This window comes from Klebsiella ornithinolytica, assembly GCF_030505655.1.
Taxonomy (GTDB): Bacteria; Pseudomonadota; Gammaproteobacteria; order Enterobacterales; family Enterobacteriaceae; genus Klebsiella; species Klebsiella ornithinolytica.
The window spans coordinates 1,229,760-1,255,201 of the sequence record NZ_CP130153.1 but is presented as its reverse complement, the minus strand read 5'-3'; the positions used below and the strand labels follow the sequence as shown (position 1 = coordinate 1,255,201).

Here is a 25,442-nt window from a genome sequence, read left to right as displayed (position 1 = left end):
TCATGAGGCCGCTGTTCTGTGCCTGACGTTTTTTAATCCGAAAACGCCGCATTCTACACTACATCCGCGAAACCAGGAAATGCTCTTACCAGCAGCATAACCGTAGCAAATGATGTGTTCTGCCGGGGGTAATAAATCAAAAATAAAGGCCAGTGGATTCACTGGCCTGGTTCTGAAGAGGGAGTCTCTACACGCACCAAATCTGGCGGCAGGCCAACGCTAATAATAACGGGCTGCCACGACTGGCGAGCGGCTAATCCGGGCGAAAGCCCGCGCGCCACCAGAAATCCACCGACGCCGCCGAGTAGCGCACCACACAGCGAAGCGAAATCATTTGCAAACAAGACCTGAAAAACAGACGCCATTGCAAACAGCCCAACCAGCGGCGCCATATAGACTAAAACCGCCGAGCCCAGCAGGCTGCTTTCGGCAATCCCCAGCTCGACTTTTTGCCCGGCGGACAGCGGCTGTTCGCTGGGAACGCTGATCGTGTGGCTGGTTTGCGGCCCCAGCTTGTTCAGCACCCGGCTACCGCAGCCGGCGCGCGAGGCGCAGCTGCTGCACGAGGCTTTAACATCACAGTGTACTTGCGCCATTCCATTATGCCAGGAGACGACCGTGGCCCACTCTTTAATCATTGCACAGCCCTGAATTTGATGCTGTCGGAGATGCGTTTAGCCGTCTGCGGCGGCAGCTCGCCAACCACGGTTATCTCGGCGTTATCACGTACCGTCGTGCTCACGGTACGACGCCCGGTACGCAACAGCTGATCGCTGCTGTTTGCCGATGCGCGATTCACGTTAATCGAGAAGCTAAACAGCCCATCAGAGTAAAGGCGGGACTCAACCGGACCATCAAAGGTCGGCAGACGGCGCTGGCTGCTGGAGACTTCGGAAACGCCCTGCGGTAGCCAGGTCGGCGCCCAGTTAAAGTTGGCTTTATCGCCCCCTTCCGGCACCGACAGCTGAGGCGGCAGGCTTGCTTTCGCTAAGGTTTCCATGCTGCTGCTGACCTTGTCGCCAACGTTAAAGGATACGACCCGGAACTGCTCCAGCGTTTCCCCGTCGCGGTCAAGCAAATCGACGCGCATGGGCAGTTTGGTTTCCGCATCCAGCCAGACGATATAGCTATAGCGCGTACCGTCCCGCGCGACGACGCGAATCACTTCGCAAAGCCTGTCGGCAATACGGGTTCGCCCAACGGAGATAAAGTCGTAGTAGGCAGCCAGTCGCTTAAAATCGGTGTAGGCCAGCGAGGGTAACGAATCGACGATATAGTCGCCGTTCAGCGTGAACGGATCGAGCCCCGGCTCAAAATAGCTGATTTCATTGCCGCGCAGTACAACTTCCCGGCGTGGGCCATCGAGTTGTAAAAGCTGGGCAAGAGGTTGATTGTTCAGCCGCGCGTGACGATAACGCAGCGACTCAACGCCCTGTTTGTTGATGCTGACGAAAGACAGCTCATAGTTAAGGGACTGGCTGGCCAGGTTCATTTGCTGCAACAACGCCCCGGACGATGTATCAGCCGAGGCGTTGACAGAGAAGAACAGGCTGCCTGCCATGAGCGACATGGCACACCAAAGTTGCTTCATTACTGCGATTGCGTTCCTAAAGTTTGATAGCCTGGCACCTGAACAGCGGCTTGCTGAGTCTGGGCCTGACCAAACTGAAGCTGTTCTGCGTGCAGGCGACGCTGCAATTCATAGTCCTGCAGCATAGCATTAATACGGCGGCGCTGTTCTTGCACCTGAGCCTGCTGGCCGCTCCCTGCGGAAGCATCAGCCGGAACGCCGAGGCTTACCGGGCTGGCTTTACCCATCATCGGCATGGTGTTGAAAACAGGCGCTTCGGGCTGCTGAGCAGATTCGCTATGCCCATTATACTGCTGGACGCCGACGATAACAGCAAGCGAAACGCATGCCGCAACCCCCATCTGAGTCAGAGAACTGGCCCACGGGCGGACTTTCTGCCAGAAAGGCATCTGACGCCACTGATGTGGTGCTGGCTGAGATTCAGGAATAAGCGGCACCGCCTGACGAACGGGCTCGTTCTCAATGGCGGCCATGACGCGGGCTGAGATATCAAAATGGAGCATCTCAGCGGTATCGCCTCGCAGCGAATCGCGGATGAGATGGTAGCTCTCCCAGGTCTTTTGCATTTCAGAAGAACGGCTCAGCTCATTGAGCAGCTCGTTATCCAGCGTTTCACCATCCATTAAGGCCGAAAGTTTTTCTTTCTGCATGCCTGATACCCTTTTCAGTATTCCGCTATCGTCAACGCCTGATAAGCGGTTGAACTTTATTATCAATAGCTTCTCGTGCCCGGAAAATGCGCGAACGTACCGTTCCTACCGGGCAATCCATGATAGCGGCTATCTCTTCATAGCTCAGGCCATCCAGCTCCCGCAACGTAATTGCCATGCGTAAATCTTCCGGGAGTGATTCAATGGTACGAAAAACTATTTGTCTCAGTTCTTCTGACAACATTAAGTTCTCAGGGTTCGAAATTTCTTTCAGCGCCCCACCACTTTCGAAGTTTTCTGCCTCATTGGCGTCAACATCGCTGGACGGTGGGCGGCGTCCCTGAGCTACCAGATAATTCTTCGCCGTATTTACGGCGATGCGATATAACCAGGTATAAAAAGCACTATCCCCCCGGAAGGACTCCAGCGCGCGCCATGCTTTTACGAACGACTCCTGAACAACGTCAGGGATATCGCCCGGTGGCACATAGCGGGAGACCAGGCTCGCGACCTTATGCTGATAGCGCACCACCAGCAAGTTAAACGCTTTCTGATCTCCTTTCTGGACCCGTTCGACGAGGACCTGATCCGTTAACTGCTCGCTCATCCGAGGTAATGTCTCCCCAAACCCAATTCCCATGCGTCTTCAAAGCACTACCCAATCACTGCAATATGAGCAAGCAGACGATTGGAGTGTCTGAAAACAATAAAGTTCCGTTACGCCTTTGATTTTTGTCTGGCAACGGCGGACGATTTGTTATCTCTCATTATATGTCCCGCAACTCAACGCCAGGTAAGATGATGAAGAAAAAGCGTAAGGTCCGCCAGAAGGGTAACGTAACATCGCTTTTATTTCACTATAAAATCTGAAGCTAACGATCTGCTTCGCAAATATTTTCTTTCGTTTACACAGCCCCGCCCCGCCCGCTTATGTTTAGTTTCCACAACGTTCAGTAAAAAAAATGTACGATTCATCACGACCTGATGCTATTGTGGCAAAAATGTGTTTAGTAAATTAAACAAAGACAATGAATACGACTCCTGACTTCTCCTGTGATGTGCTGATTATCGGCAGCGGCGCTGCCGGTTTATCCCTTGCGCTACGTCTGGCGGAACACAGCTCCGTCGCCGTACTGAGCAAAGGCCCTGTCAGCGAAGGTTCAACGCTCTACGCGCAAGGCGGCATTGCCGCCGTTTTTGATGAAACCGACAGCGTGGAATCTCACGTTGAAGATACGCTCATCGCCGGAGCCGGCCTGTGCGATCGCCATGCAGTCTCTTTCGTCGCCAGCAACGCCAGGCCTTGCGTGCAATGGCTTATCGACCAGGGCGTGCTGTTTGATACTCAGACCCAGGCCAACGGCGAACAGAGCTATCACCTGACCCGTGAAGGTGGCCATAGCCATCGCCGTATCCTCCACGCTGCCGATGCCACCGGTAAAGCGGTGGAAACGACGCTGGTAGGCAAGGCGCTCGCGCATCCGAATATTCGTATTCTGGAGCGAAGTAACGCCGTCGATTTGATCATTTCCGATAAAATCGGCCTGCCGGGGACACGTCGGGTGGTTGGCGCCTGGATCTGGAACCGGAATAAAGAAAAGGTCGAGACCTGCAGCGCGAAATCCGTGGTGCTGGCCACCGGCGGGGCGGCGAAAGTCTATCAGTACACCACCAACCCGGATGTCTCCTCCGGCGATGGTATTGCTATGGCCTGGCGCGCCGGCTGTCGCGTGGCCAACCTCGAATTCAACCAGTTTCACCCCACCGCGTTGTACCATCCGCAGGCGCGCAATTTCCTGTTAACCGAAGCATTGCGCGGCGAAGGCGCATACCTGAAACGTCCGGACGGTACCCGGTTCATGCCCGATTTTGACGAACGCGGCGAGCTGGCGCCACGCGATATCGTCGCCCGCGCGATTGACCATGAGATGAAACGCCTCGGCGTCGATTGTATGTATCTCGACATCAGCCATAAGCCTGAAGCTTTTATTCGTCAGCATTTCCCGATGATCTACGAAAAGCTGCTCGGCCTGGGTATCGATCTGACAAAAGAGCCCGTACCGATTGTCCCCGCCGCCCACTATACCTGCGGCGGCGTGATGGTTGATGACAACGGACGTACCGATGTTGACGGGCTGTATGCGATTGGCGAAGTGAGCTACACCGGACTGCACGGGGCTAACCGCATGGCGTCAAATTCGCTGCTCGAATGCCTGGTTTACGGCTGGTCCGCGGCCGAGGATATTCTCCAGCGCATGCCGCTGGCTCAAGCGGTTAACGCCCTCCCTTCCTGGGATGAAAGTCAGGTTGAGATCCCCGATGAACTGGTGGTGATTCAACATAACTGGCACGAGCTGAGACTGTTGATGTGGGACTACGTGGGGATTGTCCGCACCACCCGTCGGCTGGAGCGTGCGCTACGACGAATCACCATGTTACAGCAGGAACTCGACGAATATTATGCCCGCTTCCGCGTGTCGAATAATTTGCTGGAGTTACGCAATCTGGTGCAGGTGGCCGAACTGATCGTTCGCTGCGCAATGCAACGTAAAGAGAGTCGCGGGCTGCACTATACCCTGGATTACCCGGAACAACTTGCGGATAGCGGCCCGTCAATTCTGTCGCCTCTGGCTCACATAAAGAGGTAAAAGTCCTGGGTCAGGGCAGTAAACCCTTCGGAGTATTGCTGTTCAGGCCCACGGACAATCAGCCGATCGCTGAAACACTCCCCCGCGGTCGGCGAGAAAGCCAGCAGTACGCGGTGCGGCGGGCGCATTTCCGTCTCCGCGACATCGGTGCGCAAACGCAGATGCCAGCCCATGGTTTGGGCGCGTTGAACAAACGCATTGCCAATATCCACCGGTAACACCACGCAGAAAAAGCCCTCTTCGGTAATCGACTCTGCGGCGCAGGTTAAGAGCGTGACGTGATCGAGCGTCGTCGTATATCGCGCCTGTTCGCGCTGCGATGTTGCACAGGGCACACCTTCGGCAAAAAAAGGCGGGTTGCTGACAATCAGTTCATAGCGTCGGGTTTGCGCGGGCTGCCACTGTTGAATATCCCCCTGATGCACCTGGATACGCGCCCCCCACGGGGAGGTCGCCACGTTTTCGCGCGCCTGCGCCGTCGCCTCTTCATCGAGTTCTACCGCATCCAGCATGACCCGATCGTCGGTTCGCTGAGCCAGCATTAAAGCCAGTAAACCGCTACCGGTCCCGATATCCAGCACGTGTTTTACCTGGGCGATCGGCGCCCACGCGCCTAGCAGAATGCCGTCGGTGCCCACTTTCATCGCACAACGGTCGTGAGCAACAAAGAACTGTTTAAACGTAAAACCATTGCGCGGCAGCGCAAACTTCGACTGAGACATCCTGAATAACCTTGCGAACAAAAACTCCTGAGACTGAAGCTATGCACAATACCGGAGAACAGATAGCCTTACAAACAGATGAACATTACGCCCGTAACGTCTATAATCGTCGGTCCACTCAGAGGTAGATCATGACTGTAACGACTTTTTCCGAACTTGAACTCGACGAAAACCTTCTGGAAGCCCTCCAGGAAAAAGGTTTCACACGCCCGACAGCCATTCAGGCCGCCGCTATTCCGCCTGCGCTTGATGGCCGTGATATTCTCGGTTCAGCCCCGACAGGTACCGGTAAAACAGCGGCGTATCTGCTGCCAGCGTTGCAGCACCTGCTTGATTTCCCGCGTAAGAAGTCGGGACCACCGCGTATTCTTATCCTGACGCCGACCCGTGAGCTGGCAATGCAGGTTGCCGACCATGCCCGTGAGCTGGCCGCACACACGCACCTGGACATTGCCACCATCACCGGCGGTGTCGCATACATGAACCACGCGGAAGTATTCAGCGAGAACCAGGATATTGTGGTCGCGACCACCGGCCGACTGCTGCAATACATTAAAGAAGAAAACTTCGACTGCCGGGCGGTCGAAACGCTGATCCTCGATGAGGCGGACCGTATGCTGGATATGGGCTTCGCGCAGGATATCGAGCACATTGCCGGTGAAACCCGCTGGCGTAAGCAGACCATGCTGTTTTCCGCGACTCTCGAAGGCGATGCGATTAAAGACTTTGCCGAGCGCCTGCTGGAAGAGCCCGTTGAAGTTTCCGCCAGTCCTTCCACGCGCGAACGTAAGAAAATTCATCAGTGGTACTATCGCGCCGATGACATTAAGCATAAAACCGCGTTACTGGTTAACCTGCTGAAACAGCCGGATGCGACCCGCTCTATCGTCTTTGTGCGTAAGCGCGAGCGCGTTCATGAACTGGCCTCTTGGCTGCGCGAAGCGGGGATCAATACCTGCTGGCTGGAAGGCGAAATGGTGCAGGCCAAGCGTAACGAAGCAATCAAACGTATGACCGACGGTCGTATGAATGTGCTGATTGCCACCGATGTTGCTGCCCGCGGGATAGATATTCCGGACGTTAGCCACGTTTTCAACTTCGACATGCCGCGCACGGCGGATACCTATCTGCATCGAATCGGACGCACCGGCCGCGCGGGGAAAAAAGGCGTCGCCATTTCTCTGGTTGAAGCTCATGACCATCTGCTGTTGGGTAAAATTGGTCGCTATATCGACGAGCCGCTCAAAGCGCGCGTTATTGATGAACTGCGCCCGACGACCCGCGCACCGAGTGAGAAGCTGACCGGTAAGCCGTCCAAAAAGGTACTGGCTAAACGCGCCGAGCAGAAAAAAGAGAAAGATAAAGAGAAACCGCGAGTGAAAAAACGTCACCGCGATGCCAAAAATATTGGCAAGCGCCGTAAACCAAGCGGCAGCGCTGGTGAAAATCAGCAGTAACAAAAAAACGCCGGGATATCCCGGCGTTTTTAGGTTTAAGCGTCGACTTACAGGCTTTCAGTAAAGGTACGAGCGATAACGTCGCGCTGCTGTTCTGGTGTCAGGGAGTTAAAGCGTACCGCGTAGCCAGAGACACGAATCGTCAGCTGCGGGTATTTTTCCGGATGTTCAACCGCATCCAGCAGCGTTTCACGACGCAGCACGTTAACGTTCAGGTGCTGGCCACCTTCTACACGGACTTCCGGTTTCACATCGAGCGGAATTTCGCGGTATTCGATTTCACCCAGTTTATTAACCGCAACCACGTCATCTTCAGCAAAACCCCCTTTAGCGCACAGGCAGCGGGCTTCGCCTTTTTCGCTGTCCAGCAGCCAGAAAGAGTTCAGCAGGTCGTCGTTTGCAGCTTTAGTAATTTGGATACCAGTAATCATTTGATGCCTCCCTTAGGCAATATTTATTCGTTTTCCTGGCCCGTTCCCGGCCAATTGGTAAAACCATTGTTGTCTGAGTGTATGTATATCAGCCAAACAACCGGCATTCATTGACTTAAATCAACAAAAACCACTCAATAAAAATGGGTATAGGAGGATATTATTGTTTTACATCAAGTTACGCCAGAGCCAATGCAAAATATTTTTGTAAATTTTCAATTTTTTTTGCATACAAACCGTCAGTCAGACACCGGGGATTTTGTTATGCAGAAAGAAGCAGTTAAGCTATAGCAATGACACTTTGCAGGAGAGCAAGATGACCACCCCGTTGACCTGGCACGACGTGCTGGCGGAAGAGAAGCAGCAGCCCTATTTTGTGAATACCCTCAAAACTGTCGCCGAAGAGCGCCAGTCGGGTATGACGATTTATCCGCCGCAAAAAGATGTCTTCAATGCCTTTCGTTATACCGAACTTGGCGATGTCAAAGTGGTTATTCTTGGGCAAGATCCGTATCACGGGCCCGGACAGGCTCACGGCCTGGCCTTTTCCGTGCTTCCGGGGATTCAGACGCCGCCGTCGCTGCTCAATATGTATAAAGAACTGGAAGGGACGATTCCGGGATTCAGCCGTCCGACGCATGGTTATCTGGAGAGCTGGGCACGACAAGGGGTACTGCTGCTCAATACGGTCCTGACGGTGCGGGCAGGTCAGGCCCATTCGCATGCCAGTCTTGGCTGGGAAACCTTTACCGATAAGGTTATTTCATTGATCAACGAACATCGGGAAGGGGTTGTATTTTTACTGTGGGGCGCCCATGCGCAGAAAAAAGGGGCGATTATCGACAGGCAACGCCATTGCGTGCTGAAAGCGCCGCATCCTTCGCCGCTTTCCGCCCATCGCGGCTTCTTTGGCAGTAATCACTTCGTCCAGACTAACCAGTGGTTGGCCGAGCGCGGCGAGTCTCCCATTGACTGGATGCCGGTATTACCGGCCGGAGATGCCTGACCTCCGCCTTTCGCAGAAACAAAAATGCCAGCGTAACGCTGGCATTTTTTCAGCTGAACTCGGCCATCAGACCTTATTCTGACGCCACCACTCGGCCAGCAATACGCCGGTCGCTACGGAAACGTTCAGGCTTTCAACATTGCCGGTACCTTCAATGGCAACGTTAAGATCGGCACTGGAGATCGCCGCATCAGACAGGCCATCGCGCTCCTGGCCTAATGCCAGCACCATTTTCTTCGGCAGCTCAGCCTTATGTAACGGCGTACCGTTATGGCTGGAGGTCGAAACAATAGCGTAGCCCGCTTTGCGGAACTGCTCCAGAGTGTCGATAAAGCTGTCGCCGGTGATCGGTTCGACGTGTTCTGCACCACCTTCTGCGGTACGGATTGCCGCGCCAGATTCCAGCATGCCGGCATCCTGCACCACCACACCCTTGACACCAAAATGCGCACAGCTACGCATGATCGCACCGAGGTTGTGCGGGTTACCGACATCTTCCAGCGCCAGAACGCAATCTTCGGCATCGGCTTTGGCGACCCACTGAGCCACGGAGGTACCGTTACGTTTCTTAATCAGGAAGCAAACGCCGCCGTGATGCTCGGTACCGGACGCTTTTGCCAGTTCAGCTTCATCAACCACGTGATAAGCTTTGCGGTTCGCCGCCATCCAGCGCAGCGCCTCTTTGAAACGCGGGGTAACGCTCTGCACAAACCAGGCGCGAACAATCGCTTCCGGACGGCTCTGGAACAGCGCCTGACAAGCATTCTCACCGTAAACGCGGGTCTCTTCCGCGCGCTGGCGACGTAATACTTCCGGATCGATAAAGCTTTTACCGCTGATCCCGCCGTGATCCGGCTTCACCGCCGCATCATCGTTTGGTGCTCGCGAGACGGTACGCCACGGAGAAGAGCTGTCACGATCGAAATCATCGCGTTTACGATCGTCACGTTTGCGGTCATCGCCGCGGCTGTTACGTTCATCGCGGGCAGGGCGGCTACGGCCGTCAACACGAGATTTTCCTGGGCGTCCTCCCCCTTTCCCGGTACGCGGGTTATGGGTGCGTCTGTCAGAATCATCATCACTGCGGACATACATCACTTTGACCTTGCCGCTTTTATTTTTCAGTTCGTCGCTCATCAATTTTCTCCACCTGCGCTGCGCGAAGCGCGAAGATTACCCGATGTGTCACCGCTGCGCCATGATTTCGTTTAAAAGATAGGGTCTATCGTATTCATCGAACAAAACGCATTGTTGTTTAATCGCTGCTAATCGATAATATGTAACATTAAAGAAACAAATCGGCCACGTGCCACGTTGCAACCCATAACCAGAGGTTAGTTATGAATACCGTTTGTGCCAGTTGTCAGGCTCTGAACCGCATCCCCGACGATCGTAGTGCCGATGGCGCTAAATGCGGACGCTGCGGCCACGATCTTTTTGACGGCGACGTCATCAACGCGACCGGGGCAACGCTGGATAAACTACTGAAGGACGATCTGCCCGTTGTTGTCGATTTCTGGGCGCCATGGTGCGGTCCTTGCCGTAATTTTGCGCCAATCTTTGAAGACGTCGCGGAAGAACGCAGCGGCCAGATGCGCTTCGTAAAAGTGAACACCGAAGCTGAACGCGAGCTGAGCGCGCGTTTCCGCATCCGCAGTATTCCGACCATTATGATCTTTAAAAAAGGCGAAGTCATCGACATGCTTAACGGCGCGGTACCAAAAGCGCCGTTCGACAGCTGGCTTAATGAAGCCAACGCGCAGTAAACCTACCGGGGCACAGCTTGTGCCCCTTTTTCACCTCTGCGACAATGGCGTTTTTTCTTAGCGACACTTTATGATTGATAACGCCGTCCTTCGCCTTCGCGCCGAACGTCTCGCTCGCGCGACCCGGCCTTTTCTCGCGCGCGGTAACCGGGTCCATCGCTGCCAACGCTGTCTGTTACCGCTGAAGCAGTGCCTGTGCGCAACCCTGGCGCCAACAACGGCCGCCAGTCGTTTCTGCCTGGTGATGTTCGATACCGAGCCGATGAAGCCAAGCAATACCGGGCGTCTTATTGCCGACATTCTGCCGGATACGGAAGCCTTTCAATGGTCACGAACCGAGCCGCCGCAGGCGTTACTCGATCTGGTCGCCAACCCGGATTACCAGCCAATGGTGGTCTTCCCGGCCTCTTACGCCGGGGCGGAACGCCAGGTGCTGAGCGCCCCGCCGGCGGGGAAACCGCCGCTGTTTATCATGCTTGACGGAACCTGGACGGAAGCGCGAAAAATGTTTCGTAAAAGCCCGTATCTTGACGCGCTACCGGTCATCTCTGTCGATCTGTCACGTATTTCGGCCTATCACCTGAGAGAAGCGCATGCCGAGGGGCAGTATTGCACCGCAGAAGTGGCCATTGCGCTGCTCGATCTTGCTGAAGACCGCACGGCCGCACGCGCGCTCGGGGACCATTTTAGCCTGTTCCGTACCCGCTATCTGGTGGGAAAAACGCAGCATAAGGGCAGCATCACAGCACAAATGGCAGAAAGCGTTTAAAATCATTCGGTCACTGGGGATCAAAGGAGACCGGTATGAGCCAACGAGGCCTGGAAGCACTGCTGCGGCCGAAGTCGATCGCCGTTATTGGCGCATCAATGAAACCACAGCGCGCCGGTTATCTGATGATGCGTAACCTGCTGGCCGGGGGATTCAACGGCCCGGTCCTGCCCGTCACCCCGGCCTGGAAGGCCGTTCTGGGCGTACTGGCCTGGCCAACCATCGACAGCCTGCCATTCACCCCGGACCTGGCCGTGCTTTGTACCAACGCCCGGCGAAACCCCGAGCTGCTGGACGCGCTGGGGCAAAAGGGGTGCAAGACCTGCATTATTCTCTCCTCCCCGCCGGAACAATATCCCGTGCTGCTCGAATGCGCCGCACGCTATCAAATGCGTCTGCTTGGCCCCAATAGTCTGGGCCTGCTTGCGCCCTGGCAGGGGCTGAATGCCAGCTTTTCGCCGGTACCGATTCATCGCGGCAAGCTGGCGTTTATCTCCCAGTCCGCAGCGGTTTCCAATACCATTCTTGACTGGGCGCAGCAGCGCGAAATGGGCTTCTCTTACTTTATTGCGCTTGGGGATAGCCTGGATATTGATGTCGACGACCTCCTCGACTTCCTTGCCCGCGACAGTAAAACCAGCGCCATTCTGCTCTACCTTGAACACCTGAGTGACGCCCGACGCTTCGTGTCCGCGGCGCGCAGTGCATCGCGTAATAAACCGATCCTGGTGATCAAAAGCGGCCGCAGTCCAGCCGCGCAAAAGCTGCTCCACGTCAATTCGGGTATGGATCCGGCCTGGGACGCCGCGATTCAGCGAGCGGGCTTACTGCGCGTGCAGGATACTCATGAGCTCTTCTCGGCGGTTGAAACCCTCAGCCATATGCGCCCGCTGCGCGGTGAGAAACTGATGATCATCAGCAACGGTGCCGCTCCTGCGGCGCTGGCGCTGGATGAACTGTGGCTACGAAACGGCAAGCTTGCCACTCTCGGCGAAGAGACCTGTGAAAAACTACGCCAGGCGCTGCCGGGCGGTATCGGCATCGCTAACCCGCTGGATCTCCGTGACGATGCCAGCAGCGAACACTATCTCAAGGCGCTGAACGTTCTGCTGGATAGCCAGGATTACGACGCCCTGTTGGTGATTCATTCCCCCAGCGCCGCCGCCCCGGGAACCGAAAGCGCCCTCGCCCTGATCGACGCGCTGAAACAACATCCGCGCGGTAAATATGTCACGGTACTAACGAACTGGTGTGGTGAATACTCTTCTCAGGAAGCCCGCCGCCTGTTCAGCGATGCTGGCTTGCCAACCTACCGCACGCCGGAAGGAACCATTACCGCTTTTATGCATATGGTGGAGTACCGACGTAACCAAAAACAGCTCCGGGAGACGCCGGTTCTGTCGGATACGGTGACCGCCAATAGCGCAGAAGCCCATATGTTGTTGCAGCAAGCGATTCGCGAAGGTGCCCGTTCGTTAGACACCCATGAAGTGAGCCCGGTATTGCACGCTTACGGGATCCACACCTTACCGACATGGATTGCCGCCGACAGCGCCGAAGCGGTGCACATCGCCGAACAAATTGGCTACCCGGTGGCGCTGAAACTGCGCTCGCCGGATATTCCGCACAAATCGGAAGTTCAGGGCGTGATGCTCTATTTGCGTACCGCCACGGAAGTGCAGCAGGCGGCGGATGCTATTTTCGACCGCGTGAAAATGGCCTGGCCCCAGGCACGTATTCACGGTCTGCTGGTACAAAGTATGGCCAACCGCGCCGGCGCGCAGGAGCTGCGGGTCGTCGTTGAGCACGATCCGGTGTTCGGCCCGCTGATTATGCTGGGCGAAGGTGGCGTCGAATGGCGTGCGGAAGATCAGGCCGCCGTCGCCCTCCCGCCGTTAAATATGAATCTGGCCCGATACCTGGTGATCCAGGCGATCAAAAGTAAGAAGATCCGTGGCCGCAGCGCGCTGCGCCCGCTGGATGTGTCTGGCCTGAGCCAACTTCTGGTCCAGGTATCGAATCTCATCGTCGATTGTCCGGAGATCCAGCGGCTGGATATTCACCCGCTGCTCGCTTCGGGTAACGAGTTCACCGCGCTTGACGTCACGCTGGCCCTTGCGCCGTTTAGCGGCGACAGCGAAAGCCGGCTGGCCATCCGCCCTTATCCGCAGCAGCAGGAAGAGTGGGTGGTGATGAAAAATGGCGAGCGCTGTCTGTTTCGCCCGATCCTGCCGGAAGATGAGCCGCTGCTTCTGGCCTTTATCGGTCAGGTAACGAAAGAAGATCTGTACTATCGTTATTTCAGCGAAATCAATGAATTTACTCACGATGACTTAGCCAATATGACGCAGATCGACTACGATCGAGAAATGGCGTTTGTTGCCGTACGCACCAGCGCCGAAAGCAATGAGATCCTTGGCGTAACGCGAGCCATCTCCGATCCTGATAACATTGATGCGGAATTTGCCGTACTGGTTCGTTCCGATCTGAAGGGGTTAGGTTTAGGCCGGCGGCTGCTGGAAAAGCTGATTGCCTACACCCAAAGCCACGGTCTGCAGCGGCTAAATGGCATCACCATGCCCAATAACAGAGGCATGATCGGCCTTGCCAGGAAGCTGGGGTTCGCGGTTGATATTCAGCTGGAGGACGGGATTGTGAGTTTGTCCCTGCAACTGGCACCACAACAATCATAAACTGGCGACCGCAATTGTTGACCACATTCGCGAACAGTAATGTTATTATTGCCCGCTTACGTCGTCTGCATGGTACAGAAGACCCTTCAATAAACAGAGAAGAAACGCACTGTGATGTTGTCAAAATTTAAGCGTAATAAACATCAACAACACCTTGCCCAACTCCCTAAGCTTTCTCAGTCAGTTGATGATATCGAGTTCTTTTACGCTCCTGCGGATTTTCGGCAAGCGTTACTGGCAAAGATAGCCCACGCCACCCAGCGTATTTGTATTGTTGCGCTCTATCTGGAGCAGGATGATGGCGGCAAAGGAATTCTGCAGGCACTTTACGATGCCAAGCGTCAGCGTCCGGAGCTAGATGTTCGCGTTCTGGTTGACTGGCATCGCGCCCAACGTGGACGTATTGGCGCAGCGGCAGCGAACACGAATGCCGACTGGTACTGTCGCATGGCGCAGGAAAACCCCGGCGTCGATATCCCGGTTTATGGCGTGCCGGTCAATACCCGGGAAGCCCTCGGCGTGCTGCACTTCAAAGGTTTTATTATCGATGATTGCGTCCTGTACAGTGGCGCAAGCCTGAACGATGTCTATCTGCATCAGCATGATAAGTATCGTTACGACCGCTATCAGTGTATTCGCAATGGCAAAATGGCCGATGTGATGTTCGATTGGGTCGAACACAATCTGGTTGAAGGCCGCGGCGTAAACCGTCTCGACAGCGCCGATCGCCCGAAAAGCCCGGAAATCAAAAACGATATCCGCCAGTACCGCCAGGAACTGCGTGACAGCGGCTATCATTTCTCTGGCAATGCGGATGACGATCGGCTGTCGGTCACGCCGCTGGTCGGCCTGGGCAAATCGAGCCTGCTGAATAAAACCATCTTCCACCTGATGCCCTGCGCTGAGCGTAAGCTGACGATTTGTACGCCCTATTTCAACCTTCCGGCTCTTCTGGTGCGTAACATCATTCAGCTACTGCGTAGCGGGAAGCAGGTAGAGATTATCGTTGGCGATAAAACAGCGAATGACTTCTATATTCCTGAAGATCAGCCGTTTAAGATTATCGGCGCACTCCCCTATCTGTATGAAATCAACCTCCGCCGCTTCCTCAGCCGACTGCAGTATTATGTTAATACTGACCAGTTGATTGTTCGTCTGTGGAAAGATGACGACAACAGCTATCACCTTAAGGGAATGTGGGTTGATGATGAGTGGATGCTGCTCACCGGTAATAACCTCAATCCGCGCGCCTGGCGCCTGGATCTGGAAAATGCGATTCTGATTCACGATCCGCAGCATCAGCTCGGCGCGATGCGTGAAAAAGAGCTGCATCTGATTCGTCAGCACACGACGGTCGTTAAACACTATCGCGATCTGCAAAGCATTGCGGATTACCCGGTCAAGGTACGCAAACTGATTCGCCGCCTGAGGCGCATCCGTATCGACCGCTTGATCAGCCGTATTCTCTGAATATCTGCCCCGTATCGCCGGGGCTTTTTTCTGGAATGTGTATGCGCACTTTTATCATTATGACCCCGTTGCTGCTCACCGGCTGTAGCCATATGGCACATGATTCATGGAGCGGTCAGGATAAGGCCCAGCATTTTCTGGCCTCGGCAATGCTCTCGGCGGCCGGTAACGAATATGCCCAGCATCAGGGCTACAGTCGCGATCGAAGCGCGGCCATTGGCCTGATGTTTTCCGTCAGTCTGGGGGCTTCGAAAGAACTCTGGGACAGCCGTCCGGCAGGAAGCGGCTGGAGCTGGAAGGATTTCGCGTGGGATGTGGCCGGCGCCACGACGGGTTATGCCGTGTGGCAGCTGGCGCACCAGTAGACCTAAAGTCGTAATCCCTTGCCCTTACGATGCAGCATCAGAGAGACCAGAAACGCAATCGCGCTCATCACGGTAACGTACCAGTAAAAGACATGCTCAACGCCGACCGATTTTAGCGACAGGGCGACATATTCAGCCGAGCCGCCAAACAGAGCATTTGCCACCGCATACGACAGGCCAACGCCCAGGGCGCGTACCTGAGCCGGGAACATCTCCGCCTTCAGAATACCGCTGATCGAGGTATAGAAACTCACGATCATCAACGCGCAGATAACCAATCCAAATGCGGCGTAGGGTGAGGTTACGCCCTGCAGCGCACTCAGGATCGGCACGGTAAAGAGCGTCGCTAATGAGCCAAAACAGAGCATTGATGTCCGGCGACCTATTTTGTCCGATAGCGCGCCAAATAACGGTTGGGCCAGCATATAGACAAACAGTGCCGCGGTCATAATCACACTGGCTGTACCGGCGCTCATGCCCGCCGTATTGACCAGGTATTTCTGCATATAGGTCGTGAAGGTATAAAAGCTTAACGACCCGGCGGCGGTGAAACCCAGGACCATCAGAAATGCTTTCCGATTGCGCCATAACCCCTTGAACGAGCCGGCCTCTTTTAATGCCCGCGTCTCCTGCTTAGATGTTTCATCCAGCTGGCGACGTAGCCACAGGGCCACTACAGCAAGTACCGCCCCAAGCGCAAACGGTATCCGCCATCCCCAGGCGTGCAGCTGCTCATCGCTAAGAATTTGCTGTAGGGCCACCACCACAAGCACCGCCAGAAGCTGACCACCGATGAGCGTCACGTACTGGAATGATGCGTAGAAGCCTTTCTTGCCTTCTACGGCAACCTCACTCATATAGGTTGCACTGGTACCGTACTCCCCCCCGACGGATATCCCCTGAAACAGGCGCGCCAGAAGTAATAATGCTGGTGCCCATGTGCCAATCGTTGCATAGCCGGGCAGACAGGCAATCACCAGCGAGCCCATGCACATCATGCATACGGAAATGAGCATAGAGGCTTTACGTCCGCGGCGATCGGCAATACGACCAAACAGCCAGCCGCCAATCGGGCGCATCAGGAACCCGGCGGCAAAAACCCCGGCAGTTTGTAGTAACTGAGTGGTGGTGTTTCCGGAAGGGAAAAAGATATGTGCAAAATAGAGAGAGCAGAATGAATAGACATAAAAATCAAACCATTCAACCAGATTCCCCGAAGATGCGCCTACAATCGCCCATATGCGGCGGCGGGTATCGCTTTGCTCCAGCGTTCCCCGTTCATTAATACTGCTTTCTGCCATTGTCATCCTGCTCCAGCAAAGACTGCAATCTGTCTTATCGGGCGTGCCACGTCACTGAGACAAATCAATTAGTAAACCAAATGTTATATAATTGTTATTTATTTATATGTGATTAAACTCACATTTTTTTTCGTCGCGTGGTTTTCGGGATTAACGCTAAAGCCTGAACGGGGATAAAGTGAAATATGGTGATGAGGGGGCTACGGCAGGCTTTTATGTTGTCTGAACAAACAGATAGATTGCTGCTTAGCAGTCCGATCGCTTTGTATCGGGACAAAAACGCAAAAAGCCCGTCCGTGAGGACGGGCTTCTGACTGATTTGGTGCCTGGCTGTTTATGGCGGACATCCTGCCCCGGTGAGTGTTTCCCGGCAAACAACAGATAAAACAAAAGGCCCAGTCTTTCGACTGAGCCTTTTGTTCTATTTGATGCCTGGCAGTTCCCTACTCTCACATGGGGAGACCCCACACTACCATCGGCGCTACGGCGTTTCACTTCTGAGTTCGGCATGGGGTCAGGTGGGACCACCGCGCTATCGCCGCCAGGCAAATTCTGTTTCACCCCGCATTCCTGCGTGATGATGAATCTGTAATCAAGCTGAACATTTCGTCTCTTCGCCAAAACAGCTTCGGCGTTGTAAGGTTAAGCCTCACGGTTCATTAGTATCGGTTAGCTCAACGTATCGCTACGCTTACACACCCGACCTATCAACGTCGTCGTCTTCAACGTTCCTTCAGGACCCTTAAAGGGTCAGGGAGAACTCATCTCGGGGCAAGTTTCGTGCTTAGATGCTTTCAGCACTTATCTTTTCCGCATTTAGCTACCGGGCAATGCCATTGGCATGACAACCCGAACACCAGTGATGCGTCCACTCCGGTCCTCTCGTACTAGGAGCAGCCCCCCTCAATTCTCCAGCGCCCACGGCAGATAGGGACCGAACTGTCTCACGACGTTCTAAACCCAGCTCGCGTACCACTTTAAATGGCGAACAGCCATACCCTTGGGACCTACTTCAGCCCCAGGATGTGATGAGCCGACATCGAGGTGCCAAACACCGCCGTCGATATGAACTCTTGGGCGGTATCAGCCTGTTATCCCCGGAGTACCTTTTATCCGTTGAGCGATGGCCCTTCCATTCAGAACCACCGGATCACTATGACCTGCTTTCGCACCTGCTCGCGCCGTCACGCTCGCAGTCAAGCTAGCTTATGCCATTGCACTAACCTCCTGATGTCCGACCAGGATTAGCTAACCTTCGTGCTCCTCCGTTACTCTTTGGGAGGAGACCGCCCCAGTCAAACTACCCACCAGACACTGTCCGCAACCCGGATCACGGGTCTACGTTAGAACATCAAACATTAAAGGGTGGTATTTCAAGGTTGGCTCCACGCAGACTGGCGTCCACGCTTCAAAGCCTCCCACCTATCCTACACATCAAGGCTCAATGTTCAGTGTCAAGCTATAGTAAAGGTTCACGGGGTCTTTCCGTCTTGCCGCGGGTACACTGCATCTTCACAGCGAGTTCAATTTCACTGAGTCTCGGGTGGAGACAGCCTGGCCATCATTACGCCATTCGTGCAGGTCGGAACTTACCCGACAAGGAATTTCGCTACCTTAGGACCGTTATAGTTACGGCCGCCGTTTACCGGGGCTTCGATCAAGAGCTTCTCCTTACGGATAACCCCATCAATTAACCTTCCGGCACCGGGCAGGCGTCACACCGTATACGTCCACTTTCGTGTTTGCACAGTGCTGTGTTTTTAATAAACAGTTGCAGCCAGCTGGTATCTTCGACTGATTTCAGCTCCACGAGCAAGTCGCTTCACCTACCATCAGCGTGCCTTCTCCCGAAGTTACGGCACCATTTTGCCTAGTTCCTTCACCCGAGTTCTCTCAAGCGCCTTGGTATTCTCTACCTGACCACCTGTGTCGGTTTGGGGTACGATTCGTTGTTACCTGATGCTTAGAGGCTTTTCCTGGAAGCAGGGCATTTGTTACTTCAGCACCGTAGTGCCTCGTCATCACACCTCAGCGTTAACAGAAGTCCGGATTTACCTAAACTTCCCGCCTACATGCTTAAACCGGGACAACCGTCGCCCGGCTAACATAGCCTTCTCCGTCCCCCCTTCGCAGTAACACCGAGTACAGGAATATTAACCTGTTTCCCATCGACTACGCCTTTCGGCCTCGCCTTAGGGGTCGACTCACCCTGCCCCGATTAACGTTGGACAGGAACCCTTGGTCTTCCGGCGAGCGGGCTTTTCACCCGCTTTATCGTTACTTATGTCAGCATTCGCACTTCTGATACCTCCAGCAACCCTCACAGGCCACCTTCAACGGCTTACAGAACGCTCCCCTACCCAACAACACATAGTGTCGCTGCCGCAGCTTCGGTGCATGGTTTAGCCCCGTTACATCTTCCGCGCAGGCCGACTCGACCAGTGAGCTATTACGCTTTCTTTAAATGATGGCTGCTTCTAAGCCAACATCCTGGCTGTCTGTGCCTTCCCACATCGTTTCCCACTTAACCATGACTTTGGGACCTTAGCTGGCGGTCTGGGTTGTTTCCCTCTTCACGACGGACGTTAGCACCCGCCGTGTGTCTCCCGTGATAACATTCTTCGGTATTCGTAGTTTGCATCGGGTTGGTAAGTCGGGATGACCCCCTAGCCGAAACAGTGCTCTACCCCCGAAGATGAGTTCACGAGGCGCTACCTAAATAGCTTTCGGGGAGAACCAGCTATCTCCCGGTTTGATTGGCCTTTCACCCCCAGCCACAAGTCATCCGCTAATTTTTCAACATTAGTCGGTTCGGTCCTCCAGTTAGTGTTACCCAACCTTCAACCTGCCCATGGCTAGATCACCGGGTTTCGGGTCTATACCCTGCAACTTAACGCCCAGTTAAGACTCGGTTTCCCTGCGGCTCCCCTATACGGTTAACCTTGCTACAGAATATAAGTCGCTGACCCATTATACAAAAGGTACGCAGTCACCTAACAAGTAGGCTCCCACTGCTTGTACGTACACGGTTTCAGGTTCTTTTTCACTCCCCTCGCCGGGGTTCTTTTCGCCTTTCCCTCACGGTACTGGTTCACTATCGGTCAGTCAGGAGTATTTAGCCTTGGAGGATGGTCCCCCCATATTCAGACAGGATACCACGTGTCCCGCCCTACTCTTCGAGTTCACAACGTGTGCATTTTAGTGTACGGGGCTATCACCCTGTACCGCCGGACTTTCCAGACCGTTCCACTAACACACGCGCTGATTCAGACTCTGGGCTCCTCCCCGTTCGCTCGCCGCTACTGGGGGAATCTCGGTTGATTTCTTTTCCTCGGGGTACTTAGATGTTTCAGTTCCCCCGGTTCGCTTCGTTAAGCTATGTATTCACTTAACGATAGTGTGACGAATCACACTGGGTTTCCCCATTCGGAAATCGCCGGTTATAACGGTTCATATCACCTTACCGACGCTTATCGCAGATTAGCACGTCCTTCATCGCCTCTGACTGCCAGGGCATCCACCGTGTACGCTTAGTCGCTTAACCTCACAACCCGAAACTGTTTCGTAAAACAGTCCGCGTTGCGAAAATTTGAGAGACTCGAACACACCGCTTTTTCCTTTCTTATTACGGAGAAAGGAAACAGTGTGTCGTTTCAATTTTCAGCTTGATCCAGATTTTTAAAGAGCAAATATCTCAAACGTGATTCCTGAGAATCAGTTTTGAGATATAGAGGTCGGCGACTTTCACTCACGAACCAGCAAGTGGCGTCCCCTAGGGGATTCGAACCCCTGTTACCGCCGTGAAAGGGCGGTGTCCTGGGCCTCTAGACGAAGGGGACACTGAAGTCTCAATCGCAAGACGCCTTGCTATTTACTTTTCATCAGACAATCTGTGTGGACACTACAAAGGCAGGTTCTTTCAGGTAAGGAGGTGATCCAACCGCAGGTTCCCCTACGGTTACCTTGTTACGACTTCACCCCAGTCATGAATCACAAAGTGGTAAGCGCCCTCCCGAAGGTTAAGCTACCTACTTCTTTTGCAACCCACTCCCATGGTGTGACGGGCGGTGTGTACAAGGCCCGGGAACGTATTCACCGTAGCATTCTGATCTACGATTACTAGCGATTCCGACTTCATGGAGTCGAGTTGCAGACTCCAATCCGGACTACGACATACTTTATGAGGTCCGCTTGCTCTCGCGAGGTCGCTTCTCTTTGTATATGCCATTGTAGCACGTGTGTAGCCCTACTCGTAAGGGCCATGATGACTTGACGTCATCCCCACCTTCCTCCAGTTTATCACTGGCAGTCTCCTTTGAGTTCCCGGCCGAACCGCTGGCAACAAAGGATAAGGGTTGCGCTCGTTGCGGGACTTAACCCAACATTTCACAACACGAGCTGACGACAGCCATGCAGCACCTGTCTCAGAGTTCCCGAAGGCACCAAAGCATCTCTGCTAAGTTCTCTGGATGTCAAGAGTAGGTAAGGTTCTTCGCGTTGCATCGAATTAAACCACATGCTCCACCGCTTGTGCGGGCCCCCGTCAATTCATTTGAGTTTTAACCTTGCGGCCGTACTCCCCAGGCGGTCGACTTAACGCGTTAGCTCCGGAAGCCACTCCTCAAGGGAACAACCTCCAAGTCGACATCGTTTACAGCGTGGACTACCAGGGTATCTAATCCTGTTTGCTCCCCACGCTTTCGCACCTGAGCGTCAGTCTTTGTCCAGGGGGCCGCCTTCGCCACCGGTATTCCTCCAGATCTCTACGCATTTCACCGCTACACCTGGAATTCTACCCCCCTCTACAAGACTCAAGCCTGCCAGTTTCAAATGCAGTTCCCAGGTTGAGCCCGGGGATTTCACATCTGACTTAACAGACCGCCTGCGTGCGCTTTACGCCCAGTAATTCCGATTAACGCTTGCACCCTCCGTATTACCGCGGCTGCTGGCACGGAGTTAGCCGGTGCTTCTTCTGCGAGTAACGTCAATCGCCAAGGTTATTAACCTTAACGCCTTCCTCCTCGCTGAAAGTACTTTACAACCCGAAGGCCTTCTTCATACACGCGGCATGGCTGCATCAGGCTTGCGCCCATTGTGCAATATTCCCCACTGCTGCCTCCCGTAGGAGTCTGGACCGTGTCTCAGTTCCAGTGTGGCTGGTCATCCTCTCAGACCAGCTAGGGATCGTCGCCTAGGTGAGCCATTACCCCACCTACTAGCTAATCCCATCTGGGCACATCTGATGGCATGAGGCCCGAAGGTCCCCCACTTTGGTCTTGCGACGTTATGCGGTATTAGCTACCGTTTCCAGTAGTTATCCCCCTCCATCAGGCAGTTTCCCAGACATTACTCACCCGTCCGCCGCTCGTCACCCGAGAGCAAGCTCTCTGTGCTACCGCTCGACTTGCATGTGTTAGGCCTGCCGCCAGCGTTCAATCTGAGCCATGATCAAACTCTTCAATTTAAGTTTGATGCTCGTGAATTAAACTTCGTAATGAATTACGTGTTCACTCAGAGACTTGGTATTCATTTTTCGTCCGAGGACGTTAAGAATCCATGTCACTTTGAGTGCCCACACAGATTGTCTGATAAATTGTTAAAGAGCAGTGCGACGGCGCTGAGCGCTCTGTCGCGAGGTCCCGTATAATACGTTTTCCTCATTCAGAGTCAAGCATTTATTTTTGCTTTTCTCTGTTGGTGTTCATCGCTGAACCCCGCTAACCCGGCGGCCTGTAAGCCGTTGTTCCGTGTCAGTGGAGGCGCATTATAGGGGGTAATTCTGATGTGGCAAGTCTAAATTCAAATAAATGTTCCGTTCGCTCACTTATTAAACAATACCGCATCCGGACTTTAATTCTTGCCTGGTTTTTAAACAAAAACGAGCCCAGAGGGCCCGTTTTTGTCGTTTTGTGATTTACTGCACTGCCACTATATGGTCATCTTTCACCACCAGCTGAACTTCTTTACCGGGGATCAGCTCGCCGGAAAGAATTTGCTGTGCCAGCGGGTTTTCGATCTGCTGCTGGATAGCGCGTTTTAACGGACGAGCGCCATACACCGGATCATAACCATTCGCACTCAGCAACTTCAGCGCCTCATCGGACATGTGAACTTCGTAGCCACGTTCTTCCAGACGTTTGTACAGACGCTGCAGCTGAATCTGAGCAATAGAAGCAATGTGTTTTTCACCAAGCGGGTGGAAGACCACGACTTCATCGATACGGTTGATGAATTCCGGGCGGAAGTTTTGACTGACCACACCCAGAATCAGATCTTTCATATGACTGTAATCCAGCTCGCCGAAACGCTCCTGAATCAGATCTGAACCAAGGTTAGAGGTCATAATCACAACCGTATTACGGAAATCGACCGTTCTCCCCTGCCCATCGGTCAGACGACCGTCATCCAGCACCTGCAACAGGATGTTAAACACATCCGGATGAGCCTTTTCTACTTCATCCAGCAGGATGACAGAGTAAGGACGACGACGTACCGCTTCCGTCAGGTACCCGCCCTCTTCATAACCGACATATCCCGGAGGCGCACCGACCAGACGCGATACGGAGTGTTTCTCCATAAACTCAGACATATCGATACGCACCATGGCATCATCGCTATCAAACATAAAGTTCGCCAGCGTTTTGCACAGCTCCGTTTTACCGACACCGGTTGGTCCAAGGAACAGGAACGACCCGATTGGACGGTTAGGATCGGACAGCCCGGCCCGGCTACGACGGATCGCGTTGGATACGGCTTCAACCGCTTCGTTCTGACCAATCACCCGGCTATGCAGTTCCTGCTCCATACGCAGCAGTTTTTCACGCTCGCCTTCCATCATTCGCGCGACCGGAATACCGGTCCAGCGCGCCAGCACTTCCGCAATTTCCGCATCCGTCACTTTATTACGCAACAGACGCATCGTTTTACCTTCAGACTGCGTAGCCGCTGCCAGCTGTTTTTCCAGCTCCGGGATTTTGCCGTACTGTAGCTCGGACATCCGCGCGAGATCGCCGACGCGACGCGCCTGCTCAATCGCAATTTTAGCCTGCTCCAGTTCGGCTTTAATTGTCTGCGTACCGGAAAGAGAGGCTTTCTCCGCCTTCCACTCTTCTTCTAATACGGAATACTGACGTTCTTTATCTGCCAGCTCTTCATTCAACATATCCAGACGTTTCAGACTGGCCTCATCGGCTTCTTTCTTCAGCGCCTGCTGTTCCAGCTTGAGCTGAATAATACGTCTGTCGAGTCGGTCGAGCTCCTCCGGCTTCGAGTCAATCTGCATACGAATGCTGGATGCCGCTTCATCGATCAGGTCAATAGCTTTATCCGGCAGCTGCCGGTCAGCAATATAACGATGCGACAAGGTTGCCGCTGCGACGATCGCCGGGTCAGTGATCTGTACATGGTGGTGCAGCTCATAACGCTCTTTCAGACCACGCAGGATCGCGATGGTATCTTCAACGCTTGGCTCAGCCACAAACACTTTCTGGAAACGACGCTCCAGCGCAGCATCTTTTTCAATATACTGACGATACTCATCGAGCGTCGTTGCGCCGACGCAGTGCAACTCTCCGCGCGCCAAAGCAGGTTTGAGCATATTACCGGCATCCATCGCGCCGTCCGCTTTCCCCGCCCCGACCATGGTGTGCAGCTCGTCAATAAACAGAATGACGTTGCCTTCCTGTTTCGCCAGATCGTTCAGCACCCCTTTCAGGCGCTCTTCGAACTCGCCGCGATATTTCGCCCCGGCCACCAGCGCCCCCATATCCAGCGCCAGTACCCGGCGACCTTTCAGCCCTTCCGGTACTTCACCGTTGACGATACGCTGTGCCAGTCCTTCAACAATGGCGGTTTTACCGACGCCAGGCTCACCAATCAGCACCGGGTTATTTTTAGTCCGCCGCTGCAGAACCTGGATCGTACGACGAATCTCTTCGTCACGACCAATGACCGGATCCAGTTTGCCTTGTTCTGCCCGTTCGGTCAGATCGACCGTAAATTTCTTCAATGCCTGACGTTGGTCTTCGGCACCCTGATCGTTCACGCTTTCACCTCCGCGCATTTGTTCAATCGCCTGAGTCACGTTGGCGGTTGTTGCTCCGGCGGATTTTAAAAGGTCGGTCAGCGTACCGCGTGATTCAAGCGCCGCCAGAACGAAAAGTTCCGACGAAATAAAATTGTCCTTCCTCTTTTGCGCCAGCTTGTCGCAAAGGTTCAGAATACGCACCAAATCCTGGGACGGCTGTACGTCACCACCGGTGCCTTCCACCTGCGGTAAACGGCTCAGAGCCTGAGTAATACTGGTGCTTAACTCACCGGCGTTAATGCCCGCAGAAGTTAATAAAGGACGTACCGATCCCCCTTCCTGATTCAGTAAGGCGCTCATTAAATGAAGAGGTTCGATGAATTGGTTGTCGTGCCCGAGTGCAAGCGACTGGGCATCGGCAAGAGCAAGCTGGAATTTATTGGTAAGACGATCCAGACGCATAACTCCTCCCATAACAGGTCAAATTTGCTACTGGAGATTAAATGAGGTCATCCCTCAATTATTCAAGGTTAAAGACCTGAACTAT

General features: G+C 54.1%; 17 protein-coding genes, 1 tRNA gene and 3 rRNA genes. 8 read left to right on the top strand and 13 right to left on the bottom strand.

The window, feature by feature from the left end; all coding sequences use genetic code 11:
• Window positions 1–158: 158 nt before the first annotated feature.
• The 4 genes from rseC to rpoE are packed head-to-tail and all read right to left on the bottom strand — an operon-like array spanning window position 159 to window position 2,848.
• Window positions 159–638 (bottom strand): SoxR-reducing system protein RseC, encoded by a 480-nt coding sequence (gene rseC / locus Q1L34_RS06035; RefSeq protein WP_004866456.1) that lies wholly within the window; start codon window positions 636–638, stop codon window positions 159–161.
• The gene (gene rseB / locus Q1L34_RS06030; RefSeq protein WP_004866458.1) at window positions 635–1,591 is read right to left on the bottom strand and encodes a sigma-E factor regulatory protein RseB; all 957 of its coding nucleotides are present in this window, start codon (window positions 1,589–1,591) and stop codon (window positions 635–637) included. Before rseB ends, rseC begins: the two co-directional genes overlap by 4 nt.
• Window positions 1,591–2,241, bottom strand: coding sequence for an anti-sigma-E factor RseA (gene rseA / locus Q1L34_RS06025; protein ID WP_004866460.1), 651 nt, complete (start codon window positions 2,239–2,241; stop codon window positions 1,591–1,593). The genes rseB and rseA overlap by 1 nt, the downstream gene beginning before the upstream one ends.
• A 31-nt stretch (window positions 2,242–2,272) precedes the next feature.
• Window positions 2,273–2,848, bottom strand: coding sequence for an RNA polymerase sigma factor RpoE (rpoE, locus tag Q1L34_RS06020; protein ID WP_004866461.1), 576 nt, complete (start codon window positions 2,846–2,848; stop codon window positions 2,273–2,275).
• A gap of 421 nt (window positions 2,849–3,269) precedes the next feature.
• Here rpoE and nadB point away from each other — a divergent pair, with 421 nt between their 5' ends.
• Window positions 3,270–4,889 carry an L-aspartate oxidase gene (nadB, locus tag Q1L34_RS06015; protein WP_004866464.1) on the top strand — a complete coding sequence of 540 codons (1,620 nt, stop codon included), beginning with the start codon at window positions 3,270–3,272 and terminating at the stop codon, window positions 4,887–4,889.
• Here the strand turns inward: nadB and trmN are convergent.
• On the bottom strand, window positions 4,874–5,611 hold the full coding sequence (trmN, locus tag Q1L34_RS06010; protein WP_004866466.1) for a tRNA(1)(Val) (adenine(37)-N(6))-methyltransferase TrmN: 738 nt from the start codon (window positions 5,609–5,611) through the stop codon (window positions 4,874–4,876). The two genes, nadB and trmN, sit on opposite strands and share 16 nt — an antisense overlap.
• Before the next feature lie 131 nt (window positions 5,612–5,742).
• Here trmN and srmB point away from each other — a divergent pair, with 131 nt between their 5' ends.
• Window positions 5,743–7,068, top strand: coding sequence for an ATP-dependent RNA helicase SrmB (gene srmB / locus Q1L34_RS06005; protein WP_004866469.1), 1,326 nt, complete (start codon window positions 5,743–5,745; stop codon window positions 7,066–7,068).
• A gap of 47 nt (window positions 7,069–7,115) precedes the next feature.
• On the opposite strand, the gene grcA is transcribed toward srmB, so the two are convergent.
• The gene (grcA, locus tag Q1L34_RS06000) at window positions 7,116–7,499 is read right to left on the bottom strand and encodes an autonomous glycyl radical cofactor GrcA (protein ID WP_004866471.1); all 384 of its coding nucleotides are present in this window, start codon (window positions 7,497–7,499) and stop codon (window positions 7,116–7,118) included.
• A 316-nt stretch (window positions 7,500–7,815) separates the two neighbouring features.
• On the opposite strand from grcA, the gene ung reads away from it, so the two are divergent.
• The gene (gene ung, locus Q1L34_RS05995; protein ID WP_004866475.1) at window positions 7,816–8,505 is read left to right on the top strand and encodes a uracil-DNA glycosylase; all 690 of its coding nucleotides are present in this window, start codon (window positions 7,816–7,818) and stop codon (window positions 8,503–8,505) included.
• Window positions 8,506–8,571: 66 nt separating this feature from the next.
• On the opposite strand, the gene Q1L34_RS05990 is transcribed toward ung, so the two are convergent.
• Entirely contained in the window at window positions 8,572–9,642 is a 1,071-nt protein-coding gene (locus tag Q1L34_RS05990; protein ID WP_004866478.1) for a tRNA/rRNA methyltransferase, read from the bottom strand.
• 203 nt (window positions 9,643–9,845) lie between these two features.
• Between Q1L34_RS05990 and trxC the strand changes: the two genes are divergently transcribed.
• The 5 genes from trxC (at window position 9,846) to Q1L34_RS05965 (ending at window position 15,568) form a co-directional block, all read left to right on the top strand.
• Window positions 9,846–10,271 carry a thioredoxin TrxC gene (gene trxC / locus Q1L34_RS05985; RefSeq protein WP_004866483.1) on the top strand — a complete coding sequence of 142 codons (426 nt, stop codon included), beginning with the start codon at window positions 9,846–9,848 and terminating at the stop codon, window positions 10,269–10,271.
• 70 nt (window positions 10,272–10,341) lie between these two features.
• Window positions 10,342–11,040, top strand: a complete 699-nt coding sequence (gene tapT, locus Q1L34_RS05980; RefSeq protein WP_054829159.1) for a tRNA-uridine aminocarboxypropyltransferase — start codon at window positions 10,342–10,344, stop codon at window positions 11,038–11,040.
• Between the two features lie 35 nt (window positions 11,041–11,075).
• Window positions 11,076–13,733 (top strand): bifunctional acetate--CoA ligase family protein/GNAT family N-acetyltransferase, encoded by a 2,658-nt coding sequence (locus Q1L34_RS05975; RefSeq protein WP_327204397.1) that lies wholly within the window; start codon window positions 11,076–11,078, stop codon window positions 13,731–13,733.
• Window positions 13,734–13,847: 114 nt separating this feature from the next.
• Window positions 13,848–15,203, top strand: coding sequence for a CDP-diacylglycerol--serine O-phosphatidyltransferase (pssA, locus tag Q1L34_RS05970; RefSeq protein WP_064356763.1), 1,356 nt, complete (start codon window positions 13,848–13,850; stop codon window positions 15,201–15,203).
• Window positions 15,204–15,244: 41 nt separating this feature from the next.
• On the top strand, window positions 15,245–15,568 hold the full coding sequence (locus tag Q1L34_RS05965) for a YfiM family lipoprotein (protein ID WP_004866495.1): 324 nt from the start codon (window positions 15,245–15,247) through the stop codon (window positions 15,566–15,568).
• 2 nt (window positions 15,569–15,570) lie between these two features.
• Here the strand turns inward: Q1L34_RS05965 and Q1L34_RS05960 are convergent, their stop codons facing one another.
• From Q1L34_RS05960 to clpB, 6 genes are all read right to left on the bottom strand, one after another.
• Complete coding sequence (locus Q1L34_RS05960) at window positions 15,571–16,869, bottom strand: MFS transporter (protein ID WP_004866498.1); 1,299 nt, start codon at window positions 16,867–16,869, stop codon at window positions 15,571–15,573.
• A 430-nt stretch (window positions 16,870–17,299) separates the two neighbouring features.
• Window positions 17,300–17,415 (bottom strand): 5S ribosomal RNA (gene rrf, locus Q1L34_RS05955).
• 92 nt (window positions 17,416–17,507) lie between these two features.
• Window positions 17,508–20,413: ribosomal RNA gene (locus Q1L34_RS05950) — 23S ribosomal RNA — on the bottom strand.
• A gap of 219 nt (window positions 20,414–20,632) precedes the next feature.
• Window positions 20,633–20,708: transfer RNA gene (locus Q1L34_RS05945), tRNA-Glu, on the bottom strand.
• Window positions 20,709–20,793: 85 nt separating this feature from the next.
• Window positions 20,794–22,333: ribosomal RNA gene (locus Q1L34_RS05940) — 16S ribosomal RNA — on the bottom strand.
• Together the 16S, 23S and 5S rRNA genes with 1 tRNA gene alongside form the textbook arrangement of a ribosomal RNA operon.
• A gap of 450 nt (window positions 22,334–22,783) precedes the next feature.
• Entirely contained in the window at window positions 22,784–25,357 is a 2,574-nt protein-coding gene (gene clpB / locus Q1L34_RS05935; RefSeq protein ID WP_015585933.1) for an ATP-dependent chaperone ClpB, read from the bottom strand.
• Window positions 25,358–25,442 lie beyond the last annotated feature (85 nt).

What these genes read in the sequence shown, in the direction of transcription:
- Q1L34_RS05965 (WP_004866495.1), top strand. Translation starts at nt 15,245, where the DNA reads ATGCGCACTTTTATCATTATGACCCCGTTGCTGCTCACCGGCTGTAGC.
- tapT (WP_054829159.1), top strand. Translation starts at nt 10,342, where the DNA reads ATGATTGATAACGCCGTCCTTCGCCTTCGCGCCGAACGTCTCGCTCGC.
- grcA (WP_004866471.1), bottom strand. Translation starts at nt 7,499, where the DNA reads ATGATTACTGGTATCCAAATTACTAAAGCTGCAAACGACGACCTGCTG.
- rseB (WP_004866458.1), bottom strand. Translation starts at nt 1,591, where the DNA reads ATGAAGCAACTTTGGTGTGCCATGTCGCTCATGGCAGGCAGCCTGTTC.
- Q1L34_RS05975 (WP_327204397.1), top strand. Translation starts at nt 11,076, where the DNA reads ATGAGCCAACGAGGCCTGGAAGCACTGCTGCGGCCGAAGTCGATCGCC.
- rpoE (WP_004866461.1), bottom strand. Translation starts at nt 2,848, where the DNA reads ATGAGCGAGCAGTTAACGGATCAGGTCCTCGTCGAACGGGTCCAGAAA.
- srmB (WP_004866469.1), top strand. Translation starts at nt 5,743, where the DNA reads ATGACTGTAACGACTTTTTCCGAACTTGAACTCGACGAAAACCTTCTG.
- ung (WP_004866475.1), top strand. Translation starts at nt 7,816, where the DNA reads ATGACCACCCCGTTGACCTGGCACGACGTGCTGGCGGAAGAGAAGCAG.
- rseA (WP_004866460.1), bottom strand. Translation starts at nt 2,241, where the DNA reads ATGCAGAAAGAAAAACTTTCGGCCTTAATGGATGGTGAAACGCTGGAT.
- trmN (WP_004866466.1), bottom strand. Translation starts at nt 5,611, where the DNA reads ATGTCTCAGTCGAAGTTTGCGCTGCCGCGCAATGGTTTTACGTTTAAA.
- clpB (WP_015585933.1), bottom strand. Translation starts at nt 25,357, where the DNA reads ATGCGTCTGGATCGTCTTACCAATAAATTCCAGCTTGCTCTTGCCGAT.
- nadB (WP_004866464.1), top strand. Translation starts at nt 3,270, where the DNA reads ATGAATACGACTCCTGACTTCTCCTGTGATGTGCTGATTATCGGCAGC.
- rseC (WP_004866456.1), bottom strand. Translation starts at nt 638, where the DNA reads ATGATTAAAGAGTGGGCCACGGTCGTCTCCTGGCATAATGGAATGGCG.
- trxC (WP_004866483.1), top strand. Translation starts at nt 9,846, where the DNA reads ATGAATACCGTTTGTGCCAGTTGTCAGGCTCTGAACCGCATCCCCGAC.
- Q1L34_RS05990 (WP_004866478.1), bottom strand. Translation starts at nt 9,642, where the DNA reads ATGAGCGACGAACTGAAAAATAAAAGCGGCAAGGTCAAAGTGATGTAT.
- pssA (WP_064356763.1), top strand. Translation starts at nt 13,848, where the DNA reads ATGTTGTCAAAATTTAAGCGTAATAAACATCAACAACACCTTGCCCAA.
- Q1L34_RS05960 (WP_004866498.1), bottom strand. Translation starts at nt 16,869, where the DNA reads ATGGCAGAAAGCAGTATTAATGAACGGGGAACGCTGGAGCAAAGCGAT.